Annotated in this window: 20 protein-coding genes and 1 tRNA gene; 17 read left to right on the top strand and 4 right to left on the bottom strand. The window is 50.3% G+C overall.

Translation table 11 applies throughout. The features are described 5' to 3' along the window. The first annotated feature begins 13 nt into the window (after positions 1–13). The 5 genes from BM258_RS14685 (at position 14) to BM258_RS14665 (ending at position 5,709) form a co-directional block, all read left to right on the top strand. Entirely contained in the window at positions 14–1,363 is a 1,350-nt protein-coding gene (locus BM258_RS14685; RefSeq protein ID WP_090073555.1) for an anaerobic sulfatase maturase, read from the top strand. 810 nt (positions 1,364–2,173) lie between these two features. Beyond that, on the top strand, positions 2,174–3,196 hold the full coding sequence (locus BM258_RS14680; RefSeq protein WP_210186762.1) for an ABC transporter permease: 1,023 nt from the start codon (positions 2,174–2,176) through the stop codon (positions 3,194–3,196). A gap of 2 nt (positions 3,197–3,198) precedes the next feature. After that, entirely contained in the window at positions 3,199–4,101 is a 903-nt protein-coding gene (locus BM258_RS14675) for an ABC transporter permease (RefSeq protein WP_090073551.1), read from the top strand. Between the two features lie 4 nt (positions 4,102–4,105). Then, on the top strand, positions 4,106–4,960 hold the full coding sequence (locus BM258_RS14670; RefSeq protein WP_090073550.1) for an ABC transporter ATP-binding protein: 855 nt from the start codon (positions 4,106–4,108) through the stop codon (positions 4,958–4,960). Next, positions 4,960–5,709: an ABC transporter ATP-binding protein gene (locus BM258_RS14665; protein ID WP_090073548.1), complete on the top strand. Its 750-nt coding sequence runs from the start codon at positions 4,960–4,962 to the stop codon at positions 5,707–5,709. Before BM258_RS14670 ends, BM258_RS14665 begins: the two co-directional genes overlap by 1 nt. A gap of 432 nt (positions 5,710–6,141) precedes the next feature. Here BM258_RS14665 and BM258_RS14660 read toward each other — a convergent pair whose 3' ends face one another. Beyond that, positions 6,142–7,752 (bottom strand): ABC transporter substrate-binding protein, encoded by a 1,611-nt coding sequence (locus BM258_RS14660; RefSeq protein WP_090073546.1) that lies wholly within the window; start codon positions 7,750–7,752, stop codon positions 6,142–6,144. Positions 7,753–7,966: 214 nt separating this feature from the next. Continuing rightward, entirely contained in the window at positions 7,967–9,115 is a 1,149-nt protein-coding gene (locus BM258_RS14655; protein ID WP_090073544.1) for a mandelate racemase family protein, read from the bottom strand. A gap of 327 nt (positions 9,116–9,442) precedes the next feature. On the opposite strand from BM258_RS14655, the gene BM258_RS14650 reads away from it, so the two are divergent. Continuing rightward, positions 9,443–10,198, top strand: a complete 756-nt coding sequence (locus BM258_RS14650; RefSeq protein ID WP_090073543.1) for a FadR/GntR family transcriptional regulator — start codon at positions 9,443–9,445, stop codon at positions 10,196–10,198. Between the two features lie 191 nt (positions 10,199–10,389). Here BM258_RS14650 and BM258_RS25090 read toward each other — a convergent pair whose 3' ends face one another. Then, a complete protein-coding gene (locus BM258_RS25090) occupies positions 10,390–10,491 on the bottom strand; it encodes a DDE-type integrase/transposase/recombinase (protein WP_090073542.1) in 102 nt (33 codons plus the stop codon). A 412-nt stretch (positions 10,492–10,903) separates the two neighbouring features. On the opposite strand from BM258_RS25090, the gene BM258_RS14640 reads away from it, so the two are divergent. After that, on the top strand, positions 10,904–11,503 hold the full coding sequence (locus BM258_RS14640) for a hypothetical protein (protein WP_090073540.1): 600 nt from the start codon (positions 10,904–10,906) through the stop codon (positions 11,501–11,503). 49 nt (positions 11,504–11,552) lie between these two features. Here BM258_RS14640 and BM258_RS14635 read toward each other — a convergent pair. Beyond that, positions 11,553–11,640, bottom strand: a tRNA-Ser gene (locus tag BM258_RS14635). 401 nt (positions 11,641–12,041) lie between these two features. Between BM258_RS14635 and BM258_RS25035 the strand changes: the two genes are divergently transcribed. The 10 genes from BM258_RS25035 to BM258_RS14585 form a co-directional block, all read left to right on the top strand. Further along, positions 12,042–13,364: a septal ring lytic transglycosylase RlpA family protein gene (locus tag BM258_RS25035; RefSeq protein WP_342029357.1), complete on the top strand. Its 1,323-nt coding sequence runs from the start codon at positions 12,042–12,044 to the stop codon at positions 13,362–13,364. A 218-nt stretch (positions 13,365–13,582) separates the two neighbouring features. Continuing rightward, positions 13,583–14,740 carry a D-alanyl-D-alanine carboxypeptidase family protein gene (locus BM258_RS14625; RefSeq protein ID WP_090073793.1) on the top strand — a complete coding sequence of 386 codons (1,158 nt, stop codon included), beginning with the start codon at positions 13,583–13,585 and terminating at the stop codon, positions 14,738–14,740. A gap of 113 nt (positions 14,741–14,853) precedes the next feature. Further along, positions 14,854–15,570 (top strand): dTMP kinase, encoded by a 717-nt coding sequence (tmk, locus tag BM258_RS14620; protein ID WP_090073536.1) that lies wholly within the window; start codon positions 14,854–14,856, stop codon positions 15,568–15,570. After that, on the top strand, positions 15,571–16,659 hold the full coding sequence (locus BM258_RS14615) for a DNA polymerase III subunit delta' (RefSeq protein ID WP_090073534.1): 1,089 nt from the start codon (positions 15,571–15,573) through the stop codon (positions 16,657–16,659). 182 nt (positions 16,660–16,841) lie between these two features. Further along, positions 16,842–18,404, top strand: coding sequence for a methionine--tRNA ligase (gene metG / locus BM258_RS14610; RefSeq protein ID WP_090073533.1), 1,563 nt, complete (start codon positions 16,842–16,844; stop codon positions 18,402–18,404). Positions 18,405–18,412: 8 nt separating this feature from the next. Continuing rightward, complete coding sequence (locus BM258_RS14605; protein ID WP_090073531.1) at positions 18,413–19,189, top strand: TatD family hydrolase; 777 nt, start codon at positions 18,413–18,415, stop codon at positions 19,187–19,189. 28 nt (positions 19,190–19,217) lie between these two features. Then, complete coding sequence (locus BM258_RS14600) at positions 19,218–20,024, top strand: MBL fold metallo-hydrolase (protein ID WP_090073530.1); 807 nt, start codon at positions 19,218–19,220, stop codon at positions 20,022–20,024. A gap of 646 nt (positions 20,025–20,670) precedes the next feature. Then, positions 20,671–21,903: a site-specific integrase gene (locus BM258_RS14595; protein WP_090073528.1), complete on the top strand. Its 1,233-nt coding sequence runs from the start codon at positions 20,671–20,673 to the stop codon at positions 21,901–21,903. Beyond that, positions 21,893–22,438: a hypothetical protein gene (locus BM258_RS14590; RefSeq protein ID WP_090073527.1), complete on the top strand. Its 546-nt coding sequence runs from the start codon at positions 21,893–21,895 to the stop codon at positions 22,436–22,438. The genes BM258_RS14595 and BM258_RS14590 overlap by 11 nt, the downstream gene beginning before the upstream one ends. Positions 22,439–22,456: 18 nt before the next feature. Beyond that, on the top strand, positions 22,457–22,732 hold a 276-nt coding region (locus BM258_RS14585), incomplete at its 3' end, for a transposase (RefSeq protein ID WP_139229285.1).

The following is a 22,732-nucleotide window of genomic DNA, read 5'->3' as shown; positions in this document are numbered from 1 at the left end:
AGGATTTGATTTTATGACAATACATACTGAAAGTCCCTTTCAGGTCATGGCCAAACCGATTGGTCCAAGATGTAACCTTGATTGCAAATATTGTTATTATCTGGAGAAAGAGGACCTCTATTCGCAGACCAAGCGGTTCGAAATGCCTGCAGAGATTCTCGAAACATATATCCGCGACTTTATCACCTCTCAAGCAAACCTCAAAGGAACGGATATCTGGTTCAATTGGCAAGGAGGCGAGCCGACCATATTGGGCGTTGACTACTTTCAAAAAATTGTCGACTTGCAGGCACACTATGCTCCCAAGGGAAAGAAAATCCGCAACGCCTTGCAGACCAATGGCACATTAATTGATAATCGCTGGGCTCGTTTCTTAAAAGAGAACAATTTTCTAGTCGGTATCAGTATTGATGGCCCGGAAGAGATCCATGATCTCTATCGCTATGACCGGGCAGGGCGCGCCAGTTTTGCCAAGGTCATGGCCGGCTATGAGCTTCTGAACAAATATGGGGTCGAGCATAATATTCTGACGGTTGTTCATCGCGACAGTGCGACACGCCCGCTTGAAGTCTATCGTTTCTTGAGAGAGATTGGAGCGCAATTTATCCAGTTTATACCGATAGTGGAACGCTCATCCGGCGCGCAAAAGCTCGCACCAGCACCACAGATTGATGAGGATCGCGTTGAATATAAAGTAACTCCATGGAGTGTCTTGCCGCGCACCTATGGCCGTTTTCTAACCACGATCTTCGATGAGTGGGTTCAGCGGGATGTTGGTCAGGTTTTTGTTCAGTTCTTTGACATGCAACTGGGCCTTTTTATGGGGCAACCTGCATCTCTGTGTGTCTTTGCCGAAACGTGCGGGCAGGGGCTCGCTTTGGAGCATAACGGCGATCTTTATGCTTGTGATCACTATGTCTATCCGCAATTCAAGCTTGGCAATATCACGCAAAAACCGATTGATATATTGGCAAACTCGCCTGAGCAGAAAGAGTTTGGCAATGCCAAGAGAGACACTCTTACTCAACAGTGCCTCGGCTGTGATATTCGCTTTGCCTGCAATGGCGGATGCCCCAAGCATCGTTTTCTCAAGAGCAAGGATGGAGAACCGGGACATAATTATTTCTGCCGCTCCACCACGCATTTTGTCAAACATGCCGGGCCGACTTTGCAAGTGATGGCCAATCTTATTCGTGCAGGACGCCCCGCCACCGATATCATGAAAATAATCCGGCAAGGCCAAGCGGAAAACCGGTCACATTCCGGCTTGCAAGCACAGTCCATTGGCCGCAATGCTCCGTGCCCTTGTGGTAGCGGAAGAAAGTACAAGCATTGTTGCGGGGCGCATAGCGTCAATCGTTAAATGAGGCCTATTGACGAAGCCAATCGATCCAAAGATGTCGAATAGCAGCGCTAAAAGCTGAAGGGATATGCAGGGGAGCACCCTCTGTTTGGTTGCTGCTTCATTTGAATGGCCCGAATAACGAACCTGCTTTGCGACATATACCCGACAACAAATGCCCGAATTGGGGCGGATGCAGAATATCTCCAATAATTGATATATGGGTTGTGATCAGTTGGCCAAGTCATATTGTCCGGATCATCCTCTTTTGGAACTCTGCGTTCAAAGACACTACCTGAGCCCGAACTGGGCCCTGAGTAATAAACCTTCTCCCACCAACGAGGGTAATTGAAGGACCTGGGGTATGTTTAGGGCGATCGCATCTATCGGACAGGTTATCGTGTCGTGGGTGATAGGGCTGTTGAAGACTTGTTCGAGGCTTTACTGTGAACTGCAGAAGCGGCCGGATGGCCTATAGCCGAATAGCTTCATACGTGCGAGATAAAGCGCACAATGAGGAGTATGAACTTCCACTAAGGGTCTGTAAAAATATCCTTATTTTGTCAATTTGTGAGTTTCTGCCTTTCGATCAGGGCAGCTGGCAAGATTGTAGCACAGGTTATTCCTCCACACTCCCAGCCATAGAGACCATAAGTTTTGTCCTCGGGAAAGGTGGACAGGGATCTCGTTGAGCGGGAGCTTTGATAGACGCCAGATGTCAGCCTTCCATCTTGACAATCAATTATCTGTATGACAGAAATTAAATTAATATGACAGAAAGCAAGCCTGCGCCTAACGCTCGGCGGTTTGCATCATGGGAGGAGGAGCCACATGATTGCGTACAGGAGCCAGGTACAAGCCATTTTGTCCAAAGTGGGCACGATCGCTGTTACCTTATTGGGTCTACTTACTCTCACTTTCATAATCGGCAGGGTCATGCCCAACGATCCCGTACGAGCAATCGTGGGAGAGGAGGCCACACGAGAAGTCTATGAAAATGTGTATCGGCAACTCGGGCTAGATCGCCCCATGTGGGAGCAATTCTACATGTATTTGCATGACGTGGTCACATTAGATCTGGGTAAATCAGTAAGAACTGGCATGCCCGTGCTGGAAGATATTCTCCACGTTATGCCAGCAACCATCGAACTGGCACTTTTCGCAATCATCATCAGCGCAACGCTGGGAGTGACCTTGGGTATGGTGGCCGCGGTAAACAAAGATCGCTGGCCCGATCATCTTATTCGTGTATTCAGCCTGATGGGCCATTCCATGCCAATCTTTTGGACCGGAATGATAGCTCTGATCATATTTTACGCCAAACTCGGCTGGGTAGGAGGATCTGGTCGCATGAGCCAGTTTTACATCGGACTAGAGCCGAACACGACTGGCTTTCTCTTGCTCGACAGCGCCATGGCGGGTGAATGGGATGTCTTCAAGAGTGCTCTGCAACACATCATTTTGCCTGCGTCCTTGTTGGGCTATTCTTCGGCAGCCTTCATCACGCGTATGACGCGCAGCTTCATGCTCGACCAGATCAACCAGGAATATATCACAACAGCCCGCGTGAAAGGGCTCAGTCAGTGCAAGACCATCTGGTTTCATGCCTTCATCAATATCCGGGTGCAGTTGATTACGATTGTCGCCTTGGCTTTCGGTACCTTGCTTGAGGGGTCAATCCTGATCGAGACCGTTTTTGCCTGGCCCGGCTTTGGGTCCTATCTGGTCGGCAACTTGATGATTGGCGACATGAATTCTCTTATGACCTGCGTATTGATCGTCGGCCTTATATTCACAGCGCTCAACCTGATTTCCGACATTCTTTACCGTGTGTTCGACCCGAGGACTCGCTAATCATGACAGATCTCAACCTGACACCGAACGTCACACAAAAAGCAAGCAAGCCTCAATGGCTTGTTTCCACTCAGAATCTTGTTCTGTTCCTCTTGAAAAATCCCACGTCAGCCTACGGTCTGTTTGTGCTGGCACTGTTGATCATACTGGCAATTATCGGGCCGTTGCTTGCAACACACGATCCCTATATTCAGGATTTACGCAATGCTTTACAGGCTCCAAGCGCGGAGCACTATTTTGGCACAGACGAATTGGGGCGCGATATATATAGCCGTCTTCTTTACGGAACGCGCATTTCTCTAACAATCATCGGAATTGTCTCCGTCGTCGTTGGTCCGATTGGCCTGACGATCGGGACGGTCGCAGGCTATCTTGGAGGCAAGGTAGATACGGTATTGATGCGGATCACCGATATCTTCCTGTCGTTTCCCTCCCTCATCCTATCGCTGGCATTCGTGGCAGCCTTGGGCCCGAGCCTTTACAATGCGATCATTGCCATTTCCTTGACTGCGTGGCCACCAATTGCGCGCTTGGCACGAGCGGAAACCCTGACTTTTCGGCAAACCGATTACATTGCCGCGGCGCGCCTTCAGGGGGCATCAAGTTTCCGTATCATCTGGCGCTCGATTGTTCCGATGTGTCTGCCATCGGTGATCATTCGCCTCACTCTCAATATGGCAGTCGTGATCCTCACTGCAGCAGGGCTCGGCTTTTTGGGTCTCGGAGCTCAACCGCCTTTGCCTGAATGGGGTGCGATGATCGCAACGGGTCGTCGTTACATGATCGATAGCTGGTGGGTGGTTACCTTCCCTGGCATTGCAATTTTCTGCGTCTCACTTGGCTTCAACCTCTTGGGTGATGGCTTGCGAGATGCGCTAGATCCCAAACAGCTGAACCGGAGATAACAGGATGAAAGAGCTGAACTCTGATACCATTCTCTCGGTCGAGAATCTTTCTATCCGCTACCGAGGCACCCCAACGGACGCGGTTCGGAATGTGTCCTTCAATTTGGGCAAAGAGCGCCTCGGCATTGTCGGCGAAAGCGGATCTGGCAAATCAACGGTAGGACGCGCACTGCTGAAACTGCTCCCGACAGCGGAGATCAAGGCGGATTGCATGCAATTCCGTGATATCGACCTTCTGAATACGCCCGAAAAGCAAATGCTAAAGGTCCGTGGCCAGCGCATCTCGATGATTTTGCAAGATCCTAAATTCTCGCTCAACCCGATACAGAAATGCGGCCCACAAGTGGACGAAGCGTATCGTAATCACATCCGGTGCAGCAAAAAGGAAGCCAGGCAGCGAACACTCGCGATGCTTGAATCGGTGCAGATTCGAGATCCAGAGCGCGTTTACGGCCTTTATCCGCACGAAGTTTCCGGCGGTATGGGGCAGCGCATTATGATCGCCATGATGCTGCTCACCGACCCCGATGTCGTTATCGCGGATGAACCAACTTCGGCACTTGATGTGACCGTGCGGCTTCAGGTGCTTGATATTCTGGATGCGTTGGTTCGCGATAAGGGTATCGGCCTTATCATGATTTCGCACGACCTCAATCTGGTGCGCAATTTCTGTGATCGAGTGCTCATCATGTATGCGGGGCAGGTAGTTGAGGCCCTCAATGCATCTGAAATGCATAATGCCCGGCATCCTTACACGAAAGGGCTTCTTGCTGCTCAACCGCATATTGGCGGGCCGCGAGCGCCTTTGCCTGTGCTGGAGCGTCGTCCTGAATGGCTTGAAGATGTGAAGGTGGTGTGATGAAACCTGTTTCAATAGATAAACTTAGGATACAGCTCGGTTCCGCGGTCATTCTGCCTGACGTAAGCTTCGAAGTGAATGGGGGTGAGTGCTTTGGCTTGATTGGCGAAAGTGGATCTGGCAAATCGACCGTACTGCGTTGCATGTCGTTGCTCTTCAACTCCTGGAGCGGAGACATCCGAATTGATGGAACATCTGTACGAGAGATGAGTGCTTTTGAACGGTGCCGTACGTTCCAGATGGTGTTTCAGGATCCTTACGGGTCGCTTCATCCGCGCCATTCTGTGCGAACGACGCTGTCTGAGCCTCTCAAAATCCACAAGCTGGACAATCACCAGCAGCGCATGGAATCTGCTTTGACCGATGTTGGGTTACCCGTTGATTTTCTGGATCGCTATCCTCACCAGCTCTCAGGGGGGCAAAGACAACGTGTCGCTATTGCGAGAGCCCTTATTCTTGAGCCGGATATTCTGCTGTTGGATGAACCGACCTCCGCTCTAGATGTTTCTGTTCAGGCTGAAATCCTGAATTTGCTTGTGCGGCTCAGGGAAGAAAAAGGCTTCACCTATCTGATCGTCAGTCATGACCTGGCTGTGGTCGATCATATGTGTGATCGCTTCGCGGTCATGCAGGGCGGAAAAATCGTCGAGATTCTGCCGCGAGAAGCTATCCCGGACAATCAAGCGGCGATGCCCTATGCCAAGGAGTTGATTGCAGCAAGCCTCAAATATGAGCGTACTGTAGAATAAAGAACGCAATCCCGGTTCATGGCCACCGGCGGCTTCTTCGATAAGGATCAAGATCAAAGATAGGGCAAGGGCGCTGCACTTGCCCTATCGAAAATGTCTCGGAAATGATCAATGACACTTGCACCATTTCTTTTCAAAATCATCCATAGTCATCAGTGCAGTAGCGTCCTCTCCGGCATCACCTTCTGGACAATAATTGCATCCGCACGAACGAAGCGATGGCCAGCTCCCCACTTTCTAGCACCCCACATCCTCGCCAGCCACTAAGAGACACACACCCGTTGCTTCTTTTTCGATGGCTCCGTCGTCATCAGGAGGTGTTGGGCGCCGACCATTCAGCAACCGGCTGGAAATCCTCAAGCGAGACAAAAAAAGAGCGTACCGTAAGATACGCTCTTTCAGTGTGGTTGCTATTTTGTACGTCTTGGAGGTTTATTGAGTCTTCGTGACGTTTTCAAAGCGGCAAACCCATGGGTCAACGATCACATTCTTGACATTGGCCTGATATGCTGCGGTCACGACGCGTTCCGAGAATGGTTGGATAGACGGAATGATTTCCTTGTCCATTTTAATCTGAACGTCCTTGTATAGCTCGGTCTGTTTGGCCTGATCGGGTTCAACCAAAGCTTTCTCAATTATGCTGTTGAGTTCTTCACTGAAGAAGCTGGTACGCCAGCCCTGATAATTGGTCAGCTTAGCCTCGTCAGCATTATTCGGATTGTAGACCAATGCGCGGAGGTTGCTATCTGGATGCGGGAACTGGCCACCGCCGCCGCGCCCAACGAGCAATTCAAAATCACGGTTGCGCATGGCACCATAGATCTGGCTGCCACCGCCAGTAATGATTTCAGCATTGATACCAGCCTGTGCCAACGTGGACTGAATGGCCGTCGCTGAATCGAGGAACTGCTGGGTTGAGATTACACGAATGGTTGTATCAAATCCGTCCGGATAACCAGCGTCAGCAAGCAAGCTCTTGGCCTTTGCGACATCCAATGTATACCCCGGGTCCTCCATCGCCGAGAAAGCACCGGAGTTGATCGGGCGCTGACGCTGAACACCGAAGAATGACATGATCGTCTCGTTGATGCCTTTGTAGTCAATCAGATAACGCAGGGCTTCTCGAACTTTCGGTTTGGCAAACCGTTCATCCTTCATGGACACGGCGAGATAGTAGAACCCCACGCTGGGTACTGAGTTGATGGTCAGAGCTGATTTTTCCTTGAGCGCCTTAAGGTCTGCTGCGGCAAGCGAGAAGCCGATATCAAGATCGCCCTGTTCAAGGCCTAGCCGCTGAGTTTGAGACTCAGGCAGATGGCGCATGAGCACGCGTTTCATTTCCGGAGCGCCACCCCAGAAATCATCGTTCCGGCCGAGAATGACATACTCGTTTGCGCGCCATTTGGTCAGAGAAAACGCGCCTGAGCCAGCGGAATTGTTCGCTAGCCATTCTTTGCCCATGTCGCCGTTTTTCTCATGGCTTTTGACGAGCTCGGAATCAAGAATGGAGCCAGGACCAGCCTGCGTCAATATCATGATGATGAGCTTCGGGTCGTCCAGCTTAGGCAGGTTCAGGACAAAAGTATGCTCATCTTTGGCAACGAAATACTTGTCAACATCTTCAGATTTGAAGCCTCGGGATTTGAGATAAGATGCCTGAGCCAGATTGAGTGTAAGCAAGCGCTTAAAGCTAAAAGCAACATCGTCTGCCGTTACCGGATTGCCTGATGCAAATTTGGCATCCTTGCGCAGGTGGAACGTCACAGACATATTGTCAGGAGCGATATCCCAACTTTCCGCAATGCGTGGTTGGAGCTGCCGCGTTTCAGGATCAAGCTGAGCAAGGGCGTCATAGACGTTGTTCAAAATCTGAACCGCTTCGCCGCCTGTAATGGCGGCCGGGTCCATCGTCAACACGTTGTTCATGTTGAACGCAACGATGAGTTGATCCTTCGGTGTTTCTGCCATTGCGGCAGAGTTGAAGCTTGCAGTGCCAGCCAACAGAACGGCACTGAAAGCAACAGTAGCGAGTAGTTTTTTCATGTTTCCTCCCAATAGTAACCATGAATACTCTTGCTATGTACGACGGATTAAAAATATGTCTGACAATTTAGTCAACACTCATAGCGTCGCACCCTGGATTTGGACAGAAACTCGATACTCCTCATTGAGAGAGATTTCTCTCCAAGCTTCTGCCTCTTCTTAAACTTCAACTTGCACAAACAGAGAGGGGAGTAAGTGAGCGCCCTCTCAAAGCTCATTGAACGCGATTGTTTTCGATAAAGTCGAAGTCGATGTCTTCGCCCAAACCAGGACGGTCTGGTACCTGCACAAATCCATCCTCATCCATTGGATCGGACAGGGATTTCAGATAGTCAAACCCGTCGTCATATTCGAGGAATGGATGCAATAGGCCACGTTCATACCAACGACAGTTTTTTGAAGCTGCTACGACATGCAGGTTCATCGCCGTATTGCCATGCACTTCGCAATTCATGCCGAAACACTCGGCCATGCGCATCGTTTTGATGGCTGGTGTTATGCCGCCAACATCATTAACGCCAGTGCGCAGAATATCACATGCGCCGAAGCGCACCCATTCCGCTCGGTGCCAGTGCTTGCCAGCCGCACTTTCCGGCCCCAGAACGGGAATCTCGAGGTTGTCTGCCAGCCATTTATAGGAAGAGAGAGATTGCTCGTCGAGTGGCTCTTCTATCCAGTCAAAGCCAAGTTGCTCGAGGCCACGCCCCAACGCCAATGCATCCGCGCGCGAATACCAATGAAACGCGTCAATCATCAAGCTGAAATCAGGGCCTACGGCTTCACGAACCGCTGCGCAGGCTTTGAGATCCATCTTGACGTTTGGAGCCCAGCTAACTGGTGGCATCCAGGTGTGAAGCTTGATGCCCTTGTAGCCGCGCTTCACGAGTTTCTCAGCAAATCGGGCATAATCTTCCGGCGTCGCCAGTCCGCCTTCCAGCTCATCACCACACATAATCGACCCATAAGCAGGCATCTTGTCGCGATAGCCGCCGAGGAGTTTATAAACCGGCTGATTGAGTGTGCGGCCAGCCAAGTCCCAGAGCGCGCAATCAACCACAGCCAGCGTTCTGTCAGTAAGCTGTGCAGCAGAGCCGCGTTGCCAGTGGGCCAAGTCCTGCCACAGACGCTCGCGATCCCGGTAGTCCTGGCCTATCAGCACCTTCTTGACAAATTTCTCGAGAATATGGGGCCGCACGATTTCTGGAGGGCAGAAAGAGTAACCCTGATGACCATCTTCCGTGTTGATCGTCAACATCGCTTGCTGCACTTTGTGAGCCGGTCCGGGGTGCCCATGACCTGCGCTGTCCGAATGGCGGCGTGTGGTGGTTGAAAAGACCGAGACTGAGACATCAGTAATAATCATGAGCAAGACCTTCCCGTAGCCTTCTGGTGGCTATCATTCTGTATTTTTCATTGTTAAGGGAATTTTCAAAGTACGTCAATATTTGTCATACAGATTATTAATATCTTTCATATAGATTTTCGATAGATTTCGCATTAAGCTGTTCAAACAGCAGATTTTCAGGCCTGCCTGATGGGCTTCTGTCGCTTTTGACACGAAAAATGACAGGAATCTAAAAATTTCAGAGACACTTCACCAGAAGAGAAATTGAATGTGCTGAAAAATATGATAAATAGTCATATTGATTGAAAATCAGGCATACAGATTTGGTTTTGTGAAAGGTGAAAGATGGAAGCGGAGCAAGACGGCAAAAAGCAAAAAAGTGGCAAATCACAGACTTTGGTCAGCCGGATCAGCGAGCTTCTCCGACAAGAAATTGCTTCGACAAAATTTGTTCCTGGCGATCGCTTGCCGAGCGAAGCAGATCTGGGGAAACGGTTTGAGGTAAGCAGAACCGTCGTTAGAGAGGCTATTGCCATTTTGCGTTCTGATGGTCTGGTGGAGGCACGCAAAGGGGCAGGGGTGTTCGTTCTCGACCCTCGCAATGCGCGTCAGAATCATCCATTCTCCGATCTTTCCCCGGATAGAATATCTGAAGTGATCGAGCTGTTGGAAATGCGCTCCGCTTTTGAAATTCGTTCCGCAGGACTTGCAGCTGCTCGTCGGTCTTCTGCTCAATTGGAGAATATTCTGAAAGCTCACGCCGTTGTCGGCGAGGCGATGGCTGCTGATGAATGGCCTTATGAAGCGGACTTCCAGTTTCATTATGAGATCGCGGTCGCAACGCAGAACAAACGTTTCCCGCAATTTTTGGCCATGATACGCCCCGGTATCATTCCGCGAAAAGATCTGACCGGCGCGCTTGATCGACGCAAGATCCATCCGAATCCGCATCTTCATCGCGAACATGCCATTATTTTGCAGGCTATCGTCGACGGCGACGCGGAAGCCGCAGAAAGTGCCATGAAGACGCATCTCGAAGGGGCTCTGTCGCGCTATCGCAACATGCTGCGCGAAAGCCTGTCGTTGGACATTTCAGCATGATGAGAGGATGAAGGAGCCCGTCGCAGAGTTTTTAGCAGGTCCTATTTGTCCTGAGATCTGCTTCATTTTGATGCTGCGTTAGTTTTTGAAGTCCGAAGAGGAGTTGGCACCGTCTGTACCAATGTGCCCGTAGACAGAAGCGGTTCGCCCTTGAACGTCGTGCTGAATACGCACCAAGATCTCTCTTGGCTCTAGGCAGAAAAATCAACCGGGTTCCTGTAATTGTCCATAGCCCGATATAGATATTTCCAGAACCCGCACACCTTGATATAGGTTTCATCAACATAGCACATGCTTGGCTGAAGCTCGAATGGCACGGACCGAACAACAATCTCAACGGACGCATCTGCCTAAGCGTTCGACAAGCAGCTCAGAGACTTGGCGTAAACGAAGAGCATCCCAATCTTATTTCGATTTTGGCAGAAGCAAATGAAAAACCCGTTGGATATCTCTACGCTGCGGCAGGGGAGTATTATGTCGGTACAGAAATCTTACTCACCACAGTCCACGTCATCCATGTCACCCAATCCATCAGACGTAGCCTTCTCGGCGGGAAAGTAGCCATTCGTTTAGTGAGGGGGATTAAGCAATAGTCAGATCAAATCGGCGCCAAACATCTGCTATTCCATATAACTTCAGATATCCGCCCAGCCCAAAACGACCGCTTTATGCGCAAAATGGGATTTAGAACGCTCGGAGGAAACTATGCAAAGTAAAGTGTGCACCAAATATATTTTATTTATTTTCTCTTTAATCTCGAAAATTATATTCTCGAGCAATTCATTTTCTCAAGAAAATATAAATAATAGTACAATATTTGAAATTCAAAATTCGCTAAGATGCCCAAAAAACTATATATGCGAATTAGAAATAAGCAAATGCGCTCTCAGAATAAAAAGATCAAGAAAAATAAATTGTAATTTCAACGGAGAGAAAAAAGAAATTAATGAAACCTTCTACTTTACAGATATAGAAGCGTTAAATATAATTAAAGACACTATTTTTATCAAATTCAGCAATGAATACAATAAAACTATTTCAAAAATAGTAAAAGATTACAAAACAAAAAGAAAAAATATAATACATAATTACAAAATAAATAATGAGAAATTTGACCTAGAAGAAATAAATTCACTAAATACAAACAAAAAAATAAGTATAAGTGAAATAGTATACTGCTCAAATGAAAATGAATACTATCAATCATACAACTTTATTGCGCTAAAAAATATCAACAATAAAAAAAACAGAAAAATAGTCAATTACTTAAACAGAACAATAAAAAAATGTAATATAGGTGAATAAAATGCCAAATTTTCTAGAAAGAATAATATTTCAATTACTGAAAAGAAAATGGCGGAGGGGGAGGGATTCGAACCCCCGGGACCGTGAAGCCCAACGGTTTTCAAGACCGCCGCAATCGACCACTCTGCCACCCCTCCGGCGTCATGTGGTTGGGAGCCCTTTTGCCGCTATTTTCAAACAATTGCAAGCCTTCTTGCAATTGTTCGTGCCATGCTGTTGAAAAATAGACGATCAAGCCCCGTCATTGCGTATATCTATCTGGGTACAACACCTGATCGGCAAGCAAAATGCACGAGTTAAGTGCATTATCTTAATCGCGACCACATTTTTGCCACCATCGCTTTACACTCCCTTTACCACGATAGACGGAATAGTCTATTTTCTCTGGCAATATCAGCCATTTTCGTAAATATTGAACTTTTGCGAGCTATCGTCGTAGAAATAGGCACAGCTTGTGTTGTTAACCTTGATGATTAGGGGTAAAACAACTTCGAGTGAAAGCCGGCGTCAACATGATGAGTTTTGTCGACATGCCAAAATGAAGTCGACATTCCATAAAGACAAGCGGATCCCGCTTTTAAAGAAGCCATCAATGGGGTTTGAAGTGCTGTTTTCAAATCGAAAAAATTGCCGCACGGGCATGGTTCTGACGCTTCTTGGCGTAGCAGGCATCGCGCTCTCGGGCTGCTCAGGATCGAGTAAAAGCAAAGTTGATCCCAAATACGGCGTTTCTGCCAGTGCGCGCGTCGCGACGAAGAAGGGTGATTTCCGCAAGGGTGGTGGCTCTTACAAAATCGGCAAACCTTACAAGGTAGCCGGCAGAACCTATGTGCCCAAGCATCAACCGTCTTATAACAAGACAGGGAAGGCCTCTTGGTATGGTGACGATTTCCATGGCCGGTTGACGGCCAATGGCGAAATTTTTGATATGAACTCGCTGACAGGGGCACATCCGACGTTACCACTTCCTTCTTATGTGCGGGTCACCAACCTCAAAAATGGCAAGTCGACTCTGGTCCGCGTCAACGATCGCGGCCCTTATGCGCATAACCGCATCATCGATTTGTCCAAACGCGTGGCTCAGAAGCTTGATTTCATCAATGATGGCATCACCAATGTTCGCGTTCAATATGTGGGCAGGGCGCGCATGGATGGTCACGACACAGCATTCTTGGAGGATTCCTTCAGGGACAAGGGCCAACCAATCGGCAACGACCGCAAAAACCTGCCAACCGGTGGTGGCACTACTGGCTCTGAGGCACCTGTAATGATGGCGTCTGCGTCTGTTCCCAAATCGAAGCCGCAAAGGCAGTCTTCCAACTTCCTGTTGGCTCACCTGCCACAATTGGGGGCGCCGGACGCAACAGCCTTTGCGCCGAGCCCAAGCCCGGTTGATCTTGCCCAGGCACCAACGTCTGGCTGGGCTCCGGTGGATCTCGTAGGAGATGGCTATTTCCCGCCCGAAGGCATGGGCAATGTTGCCGCGCCTCTGGAACTGGCGAGCATGGCTCCGGTGCAGCTGAACTATGCGCCAGACACCTCCCGGCGTGTTGAAGCAGGGTATCAGGCCATCGACAGTCTCATGACGGGCGACAAACAGTCCAACCTGAGCGCGGCATTAAAGAGAAAAGCGCAAGCCATCGCGCAGACACCTGATATCGCCTCTCAGAAATCAATGAAGCATCTTGGCACCTTCACGCAATCCTATGGCATGCGACTCGCCGAGGAATTTGCCCTGCTTGCCGCCGTTGATATCAGTGATCAGCCCGATGGTTCCGTCTCTCTTGAGATCAGCAAACTCAAGCCCGGTGTAAAATGGAATGACATTGCCGCTTTGAGACATCGATTAGGGCTCAGCTGACAGCCAAGCGTTGCGTTTCGCAAAAATATCGAGATTTTTCAAGGAGAGTAGCGATGCTCTCCTTTTTCTTTGCGCCCACTTAAGCTACTATCGCGCCAACTGGATGGTACACGCAAAGGTGACTTGTCAGCCTCGACGTATTGTTCAAGCATGCCTGTCAGCGCCTATACCGCGCTGGCTTCATACCTAACGTTGAGGGGGGAAGGATGCTCAACGAAATGTTTAAAAGATTTTCCCGTCTTATGCTTCTGCTCATAGCGGCCACTTTTTCGGCTCAAACCGCTGTGCAGGCACAGGTCTATCAGACAGCGGCGAAACACGCCTATCTGATAGACTGGAATTCCGGCTCGGTACTCTTTTCCAAGGACGAGGATGAACAGGTTCCCCCCGCATCTCTGGCCAAATTGATGACGCTTGAGGTGGTGTTCCATGCTTTGAAAACCGGCGAGCTGACCCTTGAGTCAGAATTCTACATTTCCGAGCATGCCTGGCGCGATGGTGGAGCCAATTCCGGCGGCTCGACCATGTTCGCAAAGCTGGGCTCCATGGTGCCGCTTGATGCGCTGCTCCACGGCATCATCGTGCAGTCCGGCAATGACGCATGCATCGCGGTTGCCGAGGGCATGGCCGGAAACGAAGAAACCTTTGCGCAATTGATGAACAAGCGTGCCGAGGACATCGGCCTTACGCATTCTCATTTCATGAACTCCACGGGTCTGCCTGCAGAGGGGCAGATGGTGACCGCAAAGGATCTGGCCAAACTCGCCCGCCACCTTATCGATGACTATCCTGAATATTACCACTATTTCGCCATTCCAGAATTTACCTGGAACGGCATCACACAACATAACCGCAACCCGATCCTCGGCTTCACCGAAGGGGCCGATGGGCTCAAAACCGGCCACACAGAAGCGGCTGGCTACGGCCTTGTCGCTTCGGCCAAACGCGGTGACGAACGCCTGATTGCCGTATTGACCGGCATGAAATCCAAAAAAGAGCGCCGCGAAGAAGCGCGCAAGATCATGAATTGGGGCTTCAGGGCCTTCACCTCTCAACGCATTTTCGATCCGGATGAAGAAGTGGCCTATGCAAGCGTCTTTGGCGGAGACAAGTCCGAAGTCCTCTTGGTCAGCGAACGTCCCGTCAGCCTCTTTATGCCACGGGCACAGCAAGGCCGCCTCAAGGCTCGTGTCTATTATGATGGCCCGATCAAGGCTCCGATTGAAGAGGGTGTCGAGGTCGCAACACTCAAGGTCTGGAACGATGACAAGCTGATCTATGAGGCTCCCTTGATCACAGGAGAGAGCGTTGGACGCGGAACAACGACCCAACGTGCAGTCGGAGCGTTGAAAGAACTTGTGCTTGGTTGGTTCTGAGCCGACTTCCTGCTACAAGCTAAGCTCGAAACCAGCATGAGGGAAGCGATTCCCTCACTCGACCATGCCAGATAGAATGGCACGGTGTTTGCCGATCGGGAGCGAGCTCAGCAATGGCGCTTGGAAAATTTATCACCTTTGAGGGCGGCGAGGGCGTTGGCAAGTCAACGCAAATCCGCCTTCTTGCCGAACGGCTTGCTCAAAACGGCATTGATTGCATTCAGACCCGCGAGCCCGGCGGCTCAAGCAAGGCCGAAGCCATGCGGGAATTGCTTCTCTCTGGCACAATTGCAGACATGGGCATTCCGCCAAGCGGCGAAGCTGTTCTTTTTGCCGCAGCCCGCGCCGACCATGTCGACACCAAAATAAAACCAGCACTGGAAGAGGGCCAATGGGTTCTGTGCGACCGCTTCATGGATTCCACCCGCATCTATCAGGGTGAAAACAAAGAGGTCTCCGAAGAGCTGGTAAATATGCTCGAGCGCCTCGCCATTGATGGCGCAAAGCCAGACATCACCTTTATCCTTGATCTCCGGGCGGAAATCGGCATGGCGCGCGCCAATAGCCGCAGGTCAGAAGGCGAAGCCGCTGACCGGTTCGAGCGCGAAGCCTTGGCTGTACATGAGAACCGACGCAATGCATTCCTGTCCCTTGCCTATAAGGATCCGAAGCGATGTAAGGTGATTGATGCCTCCCAGTCAATCGATGAAATCGCACAGGATATCTGGCAGGTTGTTGACCATGAATTGCTGTCAAAAGAGCAGGGGGCCGCGACGGGCTCTCAAACTTCTTCATCTGATCAGACGGCTGATACTTCAGAAGAGAGTTAAATGGCGGAAGCAGATCTGGATTTTCCGATTTATGATATCTTGCCCGATCTGGAGCCTCCGCATCGGCAGCGGCTCTTCTTTGGCCATACGGAAGAAGAACAAAAATTCCTGTCCTCCTGGCAATCAGGCAAGATGCATCATGCGTGGCTTCTGACTGGGCCCAAGGGCATTGGCAAAGCAACATTTGCATTCCGCGCAGCCCGTTTCATTTTCAATGAGGGGATGGCACCTCAAGGTGGCGGGCTCTTGGGCGACATGGCTGCCCCAACGCGTCTGGACAGTCCGGATGACTGTCAGGCCGTGCATCTTGTTACCAATCTGGCCCACCCGAACCTTCTGGTGATCGACAGGCCCTACGACCAGAAGTCAAAGCGGTTTAAAACGGAAATCACCGTCGATGAAGTAAGAAGGACCGTGCGCTTTTTCGGCTCCACAGCCGGCGAGAAAACCTGGCGTGTCTGTATCGTCGATCCGGCGGATGACCTCAACAACAATGCCGCCAATGCGCTCTTGAAAATCCTTGAAGAACCGCCCGTCCGCACGCTCTTCTTTCTGATCTCCCATGCTCCCGGCCGTTTGCTGCCAACCATCCGCTCGCGCTGTCGACGCCTTGGCTTTTCGCCGCTGGAAAATCCGGCTCTCAGTGAGGCAATAGCGGGGCTAGGCATTGCGGAAGGAGCCGACACGATAGAACAGCTTAGCCAGAGCTGCGATGGGTCCATTCGCAAGGCCGCAGAGCTGCAATCGGATGAAGGGCTGGTGCTCATTCACGCCTTCGAGCGCATGCTGGCGCCCCCCTATAATCCCGATTATGAAACGCTCAATGCTTTCGCTGAAACCGTAGCCCAACGTGGCAAGGACGAACGCTTCGACGGCTTTTCCGATTTAGTGCACCGCTATCTCAGCCGTCAATTGCATGAAAAAAGCGGCATTGAGGGCACGAGAGGCGCGGATCTCTATCCGCTTGCCCGCGTCTGGGATGACGCGCGCGAACAGATCCAGCAGACCCGCATTTTCAATCTGGACAAAAAGCAAACCGTCATAGAAGTCATGCGCATGTTGGCCAAAGCATCGCGCGGTGAGCGCTAATTCGCACAAGTTTGCGCTCTGTCCACCGTCATTTGCACAAAAATCCTTGACGATACGCGCCCCTTCGCCCACAAACCTCTTGAAAGAACTCCATGCTCCGATTGTGACCGTTCTTGGCAAAAACATCTGCACCGTCGCAATATGAGCGAAAATCCACTCAACGATAGAAGACAACCATCGGCATGACTGACAAATCTCCGTTTTTCATCTCCACTGCTATCTCTTATCCCAATGGCGCACCGCATATCGGCCACGCCTATGAAATGATGGCAACGGACTCGATGGCACGCTTCAAACGTCTTGATGGACATCCGGTCTTTTTCATCACCGGCACCGATGAGCATGGCCAGAAAATGCAGCAGACGGCCGAGAAATTCGGCATGACAGCGGCTCAGTTGGCAGACCAGAACGCCCCAGTGTTTGAAAAGATGGCCAAGGTTCTCAACCTGTCCAACGATGATTTCATTCGCACCACGCAGCCGCGCCATTACGAAGCCTCCAAGGCCATTTGGAAGGCCATGGAAGCCAATGGTGATATCTATCTGGATAGCTATGCTGGCTGGTATTCGGTGCGCGATGAAGCTTACTATGCTGAAAGCGAAACAGAAGTTCGCGAAGATGGCGTGCGTTATGGCCCGCAAGGCTCTCCGGTTGAATGGACTGAAGAGGAAAGCTACTTCTTTCGCCTGTCTGCTTATGAAGACAAGCTGCTCGCCCTTTATGAGGCTCAGCCCGATTTCATGGGGCCATCCGAGCGCCGCAACGAAGTCATCAGCTTTGTGAAAGGCGGCTTGCGCGATCTGTCCATTTCCCGCACGACCTTCGATTGGGGCATTCCGGTTCCGGGTAATGACAAACATGTCATGTATGTGTGGGTCGATGCGTTGACCAACTATATCACCGCGCTGGGCTATCCCAATATCGATGCAGACAAGTTCAAGACCTTCTGGGGCAACGCGACCCACATCATTGGTAAGGATATCATCCGCTTTCATACGGTTTACTGGCCAGCATTCCTGATGTCTGCGGGCCTTGATATCCCCGGACGCGTCTTTGCCCACGGCTTTCTGTTCAACCGCGGCGAAAAGATGTCCAAATCCGTCGGCAACGTGATCGATCCGTTCGGCCTCATCGAGGAATATGGTCTGGACCAGACCCGCTTCTTCTTCCTGCGTGAAGTGCCATTCGGTCAGGATGGCAACTACAGCCACGAAGCGATCGTCAACCGCACCAACGCGGACCTTGCCAACGATCTTGGCAACCTTGCCAGCCGCTCGCTTTCCATGATCGCAAAGAACTGCGACAAGGCTCTGCCAGAGCCGGGCGCATTCAGCACTGAAGATCAGGCAATGCTCGATCAGACCGATGCAATGCTCGAAAAATGTCGTGAATTCATGGACAAGCAGTTGATTCACAAGGCGCTTGAAACCATATGGGATGTAGTGGGCGAAGCGAACCGCTATTTCGCAAGCCAGGAACCTTGGGCACTGCGCAAGACTGATCCAGCCCGGATGAACACCGTGCTTTACGTTACGGCCGAGATCATTCGTCAGGTCGGCATTCTCGCTCAGCCTTATATTCCGGAATCGGCAGAAAAGCTGCTCGATCTCTTTGCTCTTCCATCTGACAAGCGCGATTTCGCGTCTCTTGGTCCGGTCGGTCGCCTGGCTGCAGGCACACCGATTGACAAGCCAAGCCCTGTATTCCCGCGCTATGTCGAAAAAACCGAAGAAAACGAGGCATAGACTAAATCATGCTGGTTGATAGCCATTGTCATCTGGATTTTCCTGATTTCAAGGAAGAACTGGACGATGTCGTACGCCGCGCCGAATTGGCTGGCGTCGGGCATATGGTCACCATATGCACACGCATCAAGAAATTCGATGAAATCAAGGCCATCGCCGAGCGCTATGACAATGTCTTCTGTTCCGTCGGCTCCCATCCGCATAATGCGGATGAAGAGCTGGACTATAGTGCCGAAGACATCGCCAAACTGGCCGAGCATCCCAAATGCGTGGCCATCGGCGAAGTCGGTCTTGACTATTTCTATGACAATGCCCCGCGTGAAGCGCAGGCCGAAGGTTTTCGCCGTCATATCAAGGCAGCGCGGATGACTGGGCTGCCTTTATCCATTCACACCCGAGACGCCGAAGACGATACCATCGCCATCCTGAAGGAAGGCATGGAGGAGGGGGCCTTCCCGGCCCTTTTGCATTGCTATTCCTCCAATCGCGAGTTGGCCATGCGCTCGCTGGAAATGGGGCTATATGTCTCCCTCTCCGGCATTCTGACTTTCAAGCGCAGTCAGGAAATCCGCGATACCATCAAAGACGTACCTCTGGATCGATTGCTGGTGGAAACCGATGCGCCATATCTTGCGCCAATGCCATATCGCGGCAAACGCAATGAGCCTTCCTATGTGGTCAATACCGCTCAGGTCTTGGCTGACGTAAAGGGCGTGTCGCTGGAAGAAATCACGAAGATCACGACGGACAATTTCTTCCGCCTGTTCAGCAAAGCAACGCGATAAGGCAACAGGTAGCAGGAACCAATGAACAATGACAAAGGACAACGGATTTAAGCTGCGTATTCTGGGCTGCGGATCATCGCCCGGCGTGCCCCGTGTGGGCAACGACTGGGGCAAGTGCGATCCGAGCAACCCGAAGAACCGGCGGACCCGTTGTTCAGCGCTCGTTGAAAAATGGCAAGACGGGCAGGTCACCCGTGCGCTGATTGATTCCGGCCCGGATTTTCGCGAGCAGATGCTGCGTGAACATATCGACTGGGTCGACGGTGTTCTTTATACCCATCCCCATGCAGACCATACCCACGGCATCGACGACCTGCGCGCCTTTGTTTTCAATCGGCGCGAACGGGTCAAGGTCTACGCCAACGATATGACACTCAAGCGTCTGCAAGAGGGCTTTGGCTATTGCTTTAAGACGCCAGAAGGCAGCAAATATCCTCCGATCCTTGATCCATCCTTGATCGCTCATGGCGACACGGTATGTATCGATGGACCGGCAGGCACGATTGAGGCGCATCCTTATAATCAGGTACATGGCGATATCCATTCACTCGGCTTCCGCATCGGCAATCTGGCTTATTCATCCGACGTCAGTGATCTGGAACCAGATACCATAGCCATGATGCAGGATCTGGACGTCTGGATCGTCGACGCCTTGCGCTATGCGCCACATCCAAGTCATTTCTCACTGGATGAGGTGTTGGCATGGTCGGAGCGTCTCAAGCCCAAGAAGACTATTCTAACCCATATGCATATCGATATGGATTATGAAACGCTGCGCCGCACGCTGCCAGACAATGTCATTCCAGCCTATGACGGCCTGACCATTTCCTTCTGAAGATCTTCTGCTAGAGCCTTGAAGCAGGTATCGCATAAACGCTTGCCATTAGACGAACTAGGCGCGCGCTCATAGTCCTCTGTATCCATATTATACAGTGAGGCATATGAAGCGGCACAGACAAACCATGGTCATGCGTTGAGAAGCAGGCGCTTCAAAACTCTCTTTCATCCATAGCCGCACACATCTCTATCGCTCCCAGCGATTGCTCCTGACAGAGAGACGCCGCCGCCGTCATTGGCGAGCGCCTTTCACACAGGAACACGCATATGACCGGACAATCTCTAAGCTTCTGCAAAGAAATAGAGATAGATTTTGTCCGTATAACTTTCACCTCAGGAGCAATAGAACGCACAGAAGCCATTGTGGCATCTGTCACTTAAAGGGATGAAAGCAAAGGATTGATTGCTTCAATTTTTATGGATATCATCCTGACTCTAAAGACTCTTTAGACCATGACATCAAACATGAGTACGCCCGTTCAATCGCCACCTAAATATTTTTAGTTCCATAATATTGATTACGCGTCATTTAGATCGATCGTGTAGCTTTCAACTCCAACACTCTGAAAAGTCTACCTTCTTGCATTTTCCTACAAATACGCCCATCCTATTCATGAAAAACGTAACTGTAATTTTGGTGATATATGTATTTTTGGACTCCTCGGCTCATCAAGTTTCGTGACGGTGAACGCTTCGCAACATGTTTTGACAAAAATGGAATTCCTGCATATTACCCGACAGCCCTTGCTTTGGAATATCGATCTCTGAACCTGGCATCAAGCACGCTCCTTTCATATATGAAGCATGTTGCTCATTTTGAGCGCTGTTGCATCTACAATTCCGTCGACATCATCCGGAATATCGAAGCCGGCAAATACCCAACCGCCGCTGATGCAACGTTTCTTGCACAAACAGCCTCAGTTAACAGCAAAGCTCTTGCAAATGCGATCTCACCAAATGTCTCTCGCATCAATGGTAAAAAATGGTCAAGAGCCGAGATGGTTAACAATCAAACCAAAGCCCAACGCATCACAGTGTTTGCCGCTCTCATTGATCTGGTTTGCCGAGCCTATGAAAGTCGGCAGTCAAAAGAAATCTTCTTCGGTTTGGCTAATCAGCGCGAACGCTTTCTTGAAAAACTTCTCGCTTTGCGCCCCAAAGTCCGGGATCTAAACCGCATCTCCAAAGGTCCAACACACCATCAATTGGGACGTCTAACCCGATTTATGTTGGATCACGGCCCGCATGATTGTGAAGGTGTAATATGGCAAAACCCCGCCCTGAACGAAAGAAACTGGGCAATTGCTCAAACCCTCTTCGAAACAGGCTTCAGAAACTCTGAGCTGCGCGCTTTGCGGGTCAAAGATGTCAATTTTGAACTCATGGAAATCCGTGTTTTTAGAAGACCCGATGACCCAGATGATCCTCGATTGCGTGAGCCAAACGTCAAGACCTATGAGAAAGTCTATCCAATCTCGGACCGCCTCTGCATGTCCTTGGAAAAATACCTTCTGTCACATGGCGGTAATGCTGCAGACCGATCTGGTTCTCCCTTTTTCTTTCTATCTCACAGCAACCGAAACTTCGGCCAGCCAATAGCAAACGATACTGTAAATAGAATTGCTACAGATATAGGTCTTCACCTTGAAATTTTGAATCTGACACCACACCATTTTCGTCATCAATGGATCCAAAATTTAGCGGATTGGTCAATTCGAGAAAATATCGAACCTGCCGAGTTTGATCGTTTTGCCAACATGTTGGGAGGATGGTCACTCCTTTCAAATATGGCAACCCAATATCGTGGCGATCAACTCACAAAATATGCATATAAAAAAGGCCTGATGGTAGAACAGGAGCGCAATAATGACATCTAATTTCCCCGTCTCCAATGACCTCCAGCTCCCCCTGTTTGAAACCCCTGCCCTGTCTGCCTCTGGCATCGAATTTGACCCAAACAAAGATTTCTGGAAACTGGACGGCACTGCCACGATCAATTTCAAGAAGCTCATAGGCACTTGTTCACCGCGCTTCTTCCAGAAGACTAAATCTATCGCCAAAATCCTTGTTGAAACTGGAAACTCGCACAGCGCAAAATCAGCTTTGAGGCAATTCCTAAATTTGTCATTGGCTACATCACAAGCACATTCATCAAACATTGATGTTATCGACTGTGAGAGTCTAGTTGCTTGGGTGACGGCCGGCAATAACAGGAATTACATTGCACAGCTCCACATTTTTACCAATGTTGCCAAGACATTCGAAGCTAAACTTCTCACTGAAGAAGCTTACCACTATCTCGAAAACATGAAGCCTTCTCCAATAAACAATCAACTGGAGGCCGTGCAACTGTGGGATCCGACCAGAGCTGGTCCCAGGCATTTGGACCATGTGTTAAGGTGGATCGCCTGAACAGAAAGACGATCCGAAATGACGAAGAGAAAACGCTACTCTGCCGACTTCAAGGCCAAGGTTACGCTTGAAGCAATCCGCGAAGAATTGACGCTTTCAGAGCTGTCGAAGAAGTATGATGTCCATCCCAACATGATCAGCGCTTGGAAGCGAACTGCGATTGAGAATATGGCGTCAGGCTTTTCAAAGGGCAAGGAAACCGAGCATCAGGGTAATGATGCCGAGATTGCCCGGCTGCATGCCAAGATCGGCCAATTGGTTGTGGAACGAGATTTTTTATCGGAAGCCTCTGTT

The organism is Cohaesibacter marisflavi (genome assembly GCF_900115225.1).
In the GTDB taxonomy this organism is placed as follows: Bacteria; Pseudomonadota; Alphaproteobacteria; order Rhizobiales; family Cohaesibacteraceae; genus Cohaesibacter; species Cohaesibacter marisflavi.
This window is presented reverse-complemented; position numbering and strand designations above follow the sequence as displayed.

Coding starts and splice junctions, on each gene's coding strand:
- BM258_RS14675 (WP_090073551.1), top strand. CDS start 3,199: ATGACAGATCTCAACCTGACACCGAACGTCACACAAAAAGCAAGCAAG.
- BM258_RS14650 (WP_090073543.1), top strand. CDS start 9,443: ATGGAAGCGGAGCAAGACGGCAAAAAGCAAAAAAGTGGCAAATCACAG.
- BM258_RS14665 (WP_090073548.1), top strand. CDS start 4,960: ATGAAACCTGTTTCAATAGATAAACTTAGGATACAGCTCGGTTCCGCG.
- BM258_RS14590 (WP_090073527.1), top strand. CDS start 21,893: ATGACATCTAATTTCCCCGTCTCCAATGACCTCCAGCTCCCCCTGTTT.
- BM258_RS25090 (WP_090073542.1), bottom strand. CDS start 10,491: ATGTGCTATGTTGATGAAACCTATATCAAGGTGTGCGGGTTCTGGAAA.
- BM258_RS14685 (WP_090073555.1), top strand. CDS start 14: ATGACAATACATACTGAAAGTCCCTTTCAGGTCATGGCCAAACCGATT.
- BM258_RS14640 (WP_090073540.1), top strand. CDS start 10,904: ATGCAAAGTAAAGTGTGCACCAAATATATTTTATTTATTTTCTCTTTA.
- BM258_RS14625 (WP_090073793.1), top strand. CDS start 13,583: ATGTTTAAAAGATTTTCCCGTCTTATGCTTCTGCTCATAGCGGCCACT.
- BM258_RS14655 (WP_090073544.1), bottom strand. CDS start 9,115: ATGATTATTACTGATGTCTCAGTCTCGGTCTTTTCAACCACCACACGC.
- BM258_RS25035 (WP_342029357.1), top strand. CDS start 12,042: ATGAAGTCGACATTCCATAAAGACAAGCGGATCCCGCTTTTAAAGAAG.
- BM258_RS14595 (WP_090073528.1), top strand. CDS start 20,671: ATGTATTTTTGGACTCCTCGGCTCATCAAGTTTCGTGACGGTGAACGC.
- BM258_RS14680 (WP_210186762.1), top strand. CDS start 2,174: ATGATTGCGTACAGGAGCCAGGTACAAGCCATTTTGTCCAAAGTGGGC.
- BM258_RS14660 (WP_090073546.1), bottom strand. CDS start 7,752: ATGAAAAAACTACTCGCTACTGTTGCTTTCAGTGCCGTTCTGTTGGCT.
- BM258_RS14600 (WP_090073530.1), top strand. CDS start 19,218: ATGACAAAGGACAACGGATTTAAGCTGCGTATTCTGGGCTGCGGATCA.
- BM258_RS14615 (WP_090073534.1), top strand. CDS start 15,571: ATGGCGGAAGCAGATCTGGATTTTCCGATTTATGATATCTTGCCCGAT.
- BM258_RS14605 (WP_090073531.1), top strand. CDS start 18,413: ATGCTGGTTGATAGCCATTGTCATCTGGATTTTCCTGATTTCAAGGAA.
- BM258_RS14670 (WP_090073550.1), top strand. CDS start 4,106: ATGAAAGAGCTGAACTCTGATACCATTCTCTCGGTCGAGAATCTTTCT.
- tmk (WP_090073536.1), top strand. CDS start 14,854: ATGGCGCTTGGAAAATTTATCACCTTTGAGGGCGGCGAGGGCGTTGGC.
- metG (WP_090073533.1), top strand. CDS start 16,842: ATGACTGACAAATCTCCGTTTTTCATCTCCACTGCTATCTCTTATCCC.